The 3,212-nt window shown below is 44.8% G+C and carries 2 protein-coding genes; both read right to left on the bottom strand.

Annotated elements, in window-relative coordinates:
* Nucleotides 1-179: 179 nt before the first annotated feature.
* Nucleotides 180-518 (bottom strand): XisI protein, encoded by a 339-nt coding sequence (locus QUA58_RS25640; protein WP_333396742.1) that lies wholly within the window; start codon nucleotides 516-518, stop codon nucleotides 180-182.
* A 46-nt stretch (nucleotides 519-564) separates the two neighbouring features.
* Nucleotides 565-3,212 (bottom strand): CHAT domain-containing tetratricopeptide repeat protein (locus tag QUA58_RS25635; RefSeq protein WP_333396739.1); only part of this gene is annotated, 2,648 nt, incomplete at its 5' end.

Raw genomic sequence — 3,212 nt, 5'->3', positions numbered from 1 at the left:
TCAATAGCCTTCATAGCCTTGATTTAACCTCTCGACAATTAATCCACCCTGCTTCTTAAGGGGGGTTAGGGGGGATCAGACCTAATAGTTAAACAGTTAAATCACCTTGTAAGGTGCGTCAGACATCGATCGTTTCGATTTCAACAGGTTTTTACGATCTGACGCACCCTACGCATTTCCTAAGCAACTCCATAGCCAGTATACGGACGCTTGTAAGGTGGATGCAGCCCTAAAACAATGTCCTCTTTGGGTACTCCCATCTCGACTAATTCTTGTCCTAAATCGGCTTCTGTCATGTTGCGTTGAATCCAGATTTTACCATCCTTGATATCTAAGTGGATGAAACAGTTATAAATCCGCTTGTATCCCTCCCAACCAACATCTAAAATTTGGTAATGGTCTTGTTCTGTATCGAACACAAGCTGACATTCAACATCCAACTCGGAATTATTATCAAGATTGGCATGAGAGGTTAAGAGTTGGCGGATAAATTTGCGGTACAGGTCTATTCTGTCCATTCGATGATTACCTCCTGAATGGGTTTGTCGAAAATTCGGCGGGTGACTACCGCGCATCGCCAATTAAAATAAACGGCGACCAATAAAAGGGATGGGGAGTCCGCTCAATTTGACTCAACTTAGCTTGCCGCAAGGCTTCATTTTTACTCATCCCCTTATTGATATTTTGATAAAATTCAACCATCAAATCTTTAGTAGCGGAATCATCAACACTCCACAAACTCGCCATCACCGCTTGTGCGCCTGCACGCTCAAATACATAGGCAACTCCCGATATTTCTTCACCGTTAGAATTCGCTTGCATAGCAGTTTGACACGCGCTTAAGGTGAGGAGTCTGGTGTTTTGCAATCCTAATAACGCGGCATCGCGAATATTGAATTGGCTGTCAGCAAATAGCAGTGTATTTTCCTCCATGCCTAATTTTTGACAGCCTCCCCGTTGGAAACAGCCGTGAGTTGCTAGGTGTAAAAAGGGAAAGCGGGGTGCTTGAGTTTTGAATTGGTCGAGGGTGGCGGCATTGCCGATATAGGCGGAACTTCCGGGGAATGATTGAGCGATATTTCTCACTTCTTCTTCGGAACCAGCTAAATTTTGCGGTTCGCGGGGGTTGGGATTTCCTAATGCTAAGACTCCGCCTTGTAAAGTAGAATTGGGAATTGACCTTGTGGAAATGCGGGTGAGATAGTTGATGGGATATTTCTGGATGAGGAATTTGCGATTTTGCCTGTCATAAAGGGTTTCAAAGGGGATGTAACGCAATTTTCCTGTGGCGATGATGCTCAATTGTTTGGGAGATAATGCCTGTATTTGGTCTTCTATCGGGCGAATTAGCATGTCGTATAGTTTGCCGCCAGTTTCTCTGTAATCTGAAATGAGATAGTTTGATATTTCTTCGCGGTGTTCGGTGAGGAGTTTGTCGAATTCTGCGGGGTCGATGGCAATTTTTTTAACACTTAGACTGTCTTTTGTCAAGACAAATAGGGCGACGGTGTTGGGGACGTTTTTGACATTTGTCAGCAAGACGGGTTGAATGACAACGGTATCTGGTGCGATACTTGCCTTGAGTTGGGCGATGTCTTTGGGTGTGGTTTCAAAGAGTTCGGCGACTTCCGGGAATTCGAGGCGGATTTCTTCTGCTGTGCGGTAGACTTGTGCTTCTAAGTCCCGCATTTGTCGGGAGAGATTTTCTGAGAATTTGTCTTCGAGTTGGCGGCGGAGGAATTGAAGTTGTTGATTTTTTTGATTCCACTCATCAATGGCTTTTTGTACTTGGGGGTTGGCGACTTTGGCGTCAATTAAGCGGGTGTAGTCGGCGAGATCGGCTGTGGTGGCGATGTTGACCCATTGAAAAGCGCGATCGGCTTGGTTTTGGTCGATGAGGAGGGAGGTGAGGGCGATCGCTGGGCCGCTTTCAGCTTCTAGAAATTTTTTCCTATTTTCCCGCTGTAAACCACTCCGCATTTCTAAGGTAATTTTGACGGATTGCTCCCTATATTCGATCGCTTGAGTCGGTTGCTTCGCATTTTGGTACACTGCACCAATATTACTCAAAGTAGTAGCTTCCACCGCGCGATCGCCCACTTCCCGGCTAATTGGTAAAGCTTGGTTATAGTATTTCAAAGCTTCTTGCGCTTGGGAAATGCTGTTGTACACTCCACCAATATTATTCAAAATACGAGCTTCCCCCGCGCGATCGCCCACTGACCGCAGAATCGGTAAAGCTTGGTTAAAGTATTTCGATGCCTCTTGTGGTTGTCCAATTCTGAGGTACACTAAACCAATATTATTCAAAGTAGCAGATTCCCCCCCGCGATCGCCCACTTCCCGACTAATAGGTAAAGCTTGGTTATAGTATTTCAATGCTTCTTGCGGTTGGGAGATGGTATTGTAAACTTCACCTATATTATTCAAAGTAATAGCTTCCCCTCTGCGATCGCCCACTTCCCGACTAATAGGTAAAGCTTGGTTATAGTATTTCAAAGCTTTTTGCGGTTGGGAGATGCTGTTGTACACTTCACCAATATTAGTCAAAATAACAGCAACGCCTGCACGATCGCCCACTTCTCGCAGAATCGGTAAAGCTTGGTTATAGTATTTCAAAGCTTTTTGCGGTTGGGAGATGCTATGGTACACTCTACCAATATTACTCAAAGTAGTAGCTTCCCCCGCGTGTTCTTTTACTTCGTGTATAAGAGGTAAAGCTTGGTGATAGTATTTCAATGCTTCTTGGGGTTGGGAGATGCTGTTGTACACTGCACCAATATTATTCAAAGTAGCAGCTTCCCCAGAACTATCGCCTACTTCTCGCAGAATCAGTAAAGCTTGGTGATAGTATTTCAATGCTTCTTGGGGTTGGGAAATGCTGTTGTACACTGCACCAATATTATTCAAAATACGAGCTTCCCCAGAGCGATTTTTTACTTCTCGCATAATTGGTAAAGCTTGGTTATAGTATTTCAATGCTTCTTGCGGTTGGGAAATGCTGTAGTACACTCTACCAATATTATTCAAAGTAGTAGCTTCCCCCGCCCGATCGCCCACTGACCGCCTAATTGGTAAAGCTTGGTTATAGTATTTCAATGCTTCTTGCGGTTGGGAGATGCTGTCGTAGACTGCACCAATATTATTCAAAGTAGTAGCTTCCCCCGCCCGATCGCCCACTGACCGCCTAATTGGTAAAGCTTGGTTATAGT

The organism is Microcoleus sp. N9_A1, assembly GCF_036701795.1.
In the GTDB taxonomy this organism is placed as follows: Bacteria; Cyanobacteriota; Cyanobacteriia; order Cyanobacteriales; family Microcoleaceae; genus Microcoleus.
This window is presented reverse-complemented; position numbering and strand designations above follow the sequence as displayed.

Excerpts from the sequence above, each read along its gene's own strand:
- QUA58_RS25640 (WP_333396742.1), bottom strand. The coding sequence starts at position 518 with ATGGACAGAATAGACCTGTACCGCAAATTTATCCGCCAACTCTTAACC.